This is a genomic window from Bartonella sp. AD328YNZD (genome assembly GCF_042196425.1).
This window is the reverse complement of record NZ_JBHIQG010000288.1, coordinates 1-3,086: the sequence shown is the minus strand read 5'-3', so window position 1 is coordinate 3,086 and position 3,086 is coordinate 1. Positions and strand designations below refer to the sequence as shown.

The window sequence follows — 3,086 nt, the reverse complement described above, 5'->3', positions numbered from 1 at the left end:
ATTCTTATAATTTTGATTGCAAACCTTTTATCGGCTTGTGCATTAGCACCAAAGCTAAAACAGCCCAATGATAGGAATCGCGTGCCTATTAATAAAACAATCCCTGCCGAAATCAAGCGAGGAGACAGATGAAAACAAAACAAGCAAAACCAGTGAAAGCCGAACAACTTAGAAGTTATTATGAAGAAAGCCGTGGCTTAGAACGTGATCTTATCAATGAATTTATAAGGTCGCGCAGAACGGCATGGCGTGTTGCGAGTACTGTGGGTCTTTTTGGCTTATTCGGTATGATATGTGGAGTTGTTGGATTTTCTCAACCAGCTCCAACTCCCTTAGTATTGCGCGTTGATAATACGACGGGTGCAGTTGATGTTATCTCAATCATGCGTGAACACGAAGAAAGCTATGGTGAAGTTGTAGATAGATATTGGCTAAATCAATATGTGCTTAACCGCGAAACTTACGACTACGATACCATTCAACTGAACTATGACACAACAGCACTTTTAAGTGCGGCATCTGTTCAACAAGAATATTATAAAATCTATGATGGAGAAAATGCACGGGACAAAGTGCTTTCCAACAAAGCACGTATCACAGTTAAAGTACGATCAATCCAGCCTAATGGACTCGGTCAAGCAACTGTACGTTTTACGACTCAGCAACTTGACAGCAACGGTGCTGCTACTGGACCAAAACAGCACCAAATTGCAACAATTGGTTACACCTATGTTGGTGCACCCATGAAATCATCTGATCGATTGCTTAACCCCCTTGGTTTTCAAGTAACAAGTTACCGTTCTGACCCAGAAATACTGCTGAATGATTAAGGAATTGATTGTTATGAAAAAACTTGCGTTCGTTGTTCTATTGTCTTCGTTTTCTTCTCTTTATACGGTACCTGTGCAGGCGCTCAAAAGTCCATCAAATTCACAATATGATCACCGCATTCGCTATATAACATATAACGAAGCGGATGTGGTTCAAATTGAAACAGTTCTTGGTGTGGCAACACATATTATTCTTGAAGAAGGTGAACAGTACATAACTCATGCCTTTGGTGATTCTGAAGCCTATGCCTTTGCTCATAAAGGGCGGCATATTTTTATTAAACCAAAAGCAGAACTTGCCAATACCAATCTCATCGTTGTAACCGACAAACGGAGTTATAAATTCCGACTACAATTTCGGAATGACCGTGCGGGATCAACATATGAATTGGCTTTCCATTATCCCGATTCAAACGATGAAAAGTCAGAAGAAAACAATCGACGCCTTGCGATTGAACGTGGTTTTCACCAAAGCGTCAACGGCTATAATCTCAGTTATACCATGAGTGGTCACCAAGATATTGCTCCGATAAATGCTTGGGACAATGGGCGTATTACTTACTTTAAATTTCCCGCTAACATGGATATGCCATCGATTTATGTCGTAGATGCTGAAGGTAATGAAAGCTTAATACCACGCACCGTTATCGGCAGTTCTAATGATATTATCGCCGTTCATAAGGTCAATCCTAAATGGCTTATACGGCTTGGTAAACGCGCTCTAGCTGTTTTTAATGAAGCCTATGACCCCAATGGCGTACCAAACACAACAGGGACAGTATCTTCGGTGGTTTATCGTATCAATAAAGGAGGAAAATGATGTTTGACAATAAGGAAGGAGAGGGAAAAGGTATAAAACTGGACAACGTCGAACAAAAACATATTGAAGGTACCTATGGAGGGTCCGAACTAGGTTCTGAACGTCGTCCAACAATTCCAGGTACCCGTGCATTGTTAATGGTAGGACTTATTGTCATAGTAGCGATACCGATTGCCTTGACTTGGAAAGCTTTTAAAATGCGTAATACCGTGGAGGTTGAGGAAGAAAAACCACAACAAATAGTACAGCAAATTATACCAAACTATGTCCCTCGGATTATAGAAGAGCCAAAGATTGTAGAAGAAGCAGAAAAATCAACACAAACAGAAGATTCAAACTTGGATATTCCACCGGCATTGAGTAAACTTCTTCAAACAGCCATTCCTCCACATATGCTCCAAGATTCTGAAGAATTAGCACGCAAACGTATGCTCAGTTCTAGCCTTAACAACGGTGGTAGCGAAGGATCTACAGATACAAATAATAAAGCATCGAATAATGATAGAGGTAATGGCGTATTATTTGATAACCTTCAGCCCGTGCGTTTAGGTCAATCACATGCGATGCAACTTCGTAACCGTGACTTTTTGATTACACAAGGAACGCAAATAGATTGTACGTTAGAAACAAAAATCATTACATCACAACCCGGAATGACAACGTGTCATTTAACACGCGATATTTATTCCACAAGTGGACGTGTTGTTTTGCTTGACCGTGGTTCTAAAGTCGTTGGTTTTTACCAAAGTGGCATACAACAAGGACAAACGCGCGTATTTGTGCAATGGTTACGCATTGAAACGCCTTCTGGTGTTGTTGTCAATCTTGACTCACCAGGCACAGGTCCTCTGGGTGAAGCAGGTATTGGTGGCTGGGTTGACAGACATTTTTGGGAAAGATTTGGTAGTGCAATTATGGTAAGCATTATCGGTGATTTAGGAGAATGGGTAAGAGGAAAAGTTGGTAAAAGCAGCAAAGAAAATAAAGATAACTCACAAAATAAAGGAGCTCAGAATGCTGAATCTATAGCAATCGATGTTCTTCAAAATTCCATCAATATCACACCAACACTTTACAAAAACCAAGGCGAACGAGTAAATATTTTTGTTGCTCGTGATCTGGATTTCAGCGATGTCTACAGTCTCGTCACACGTTAACTCGATACAAAAAGATCAAGCAGTTTTTCAGCTTCTGCAACCGCTTGATTGTTTTTTAGAAGATCCCACGATCACTGAATTATCTATTTGCCGCCCCTGTGAAGTATGGACGAAAAGCTTTAAGGGTTGGCAAGTACATAGCGTACCAGAGTTAACAACCACTTTTTTGCAAACGCTTATTACAGCTATTATCGTTTATAACGGTATGGCTCCCAGAAGTATTAATTATGTGCTCTTGCCTGGTGGACAACGTGGTACAATTATACAAACACCAGCTGT

General features: G+C 40.5%; 4 protein-coding genes and 1 pseudogene. All 5 read left to right on the top strand.

Translation table 11 applies throughout. The features are described from left to right. On the top strand, window positions 1–132 hold a 132-nt coding region (locus ACFIO3_RS10750; RefSeq protein WP_375606218.1), incomplete at its 5' end, for a TrwH protein. Continuing rightward, entirely contained in the window at window positions 129–830 is a 702-nt protein-coding gene (locus tag ACFIO3_RS10745; RefSeq protein WP_375606007.1) for a virB8 family protein, read from the top strand. The genes ACFIO3_RS10750 and ACFIO3_RS10745, both read left to right, overlap by 4 nt. Before the next feature lie 13 nt (window positions 831–843). Next, window positions 844–1,650 carry a P-type conjugative transfer protein VirB9 gene (gene virB9, locus ACFIO3_RS10740; RefSeq protein WP_375606008.1) on the top strand — a complete coding sequence of 269 codons (807 nt, stop codon included), beginning with the start codon at window positions 844–846 and terminating at the stop codon, window positions 1,648–1,650. Further along, entirely contained in the window at window positions 1,650–2,807 is a 1,158-nt protein-coding gene (gene virB10 / locus ACFIO3_RS10735) for a type IV secretion system protein VirB10 (RefSeq protein WP_375704442.1), read from the top strand. The genes virB9 and virB10 overlap by 1 nt, the downstream gene beginning before the upstream one ends. Then, a pseudogene (locus ACFIO3_RS10730) lies at window positions 2,782–3,086 on the top strand (P-type DNA transfer ATPase VirB11); the annotation flags it as partial. The gene virB10 and the pseudogene ACFIO3_RS10730, both read left to right, overlap by 26 nt.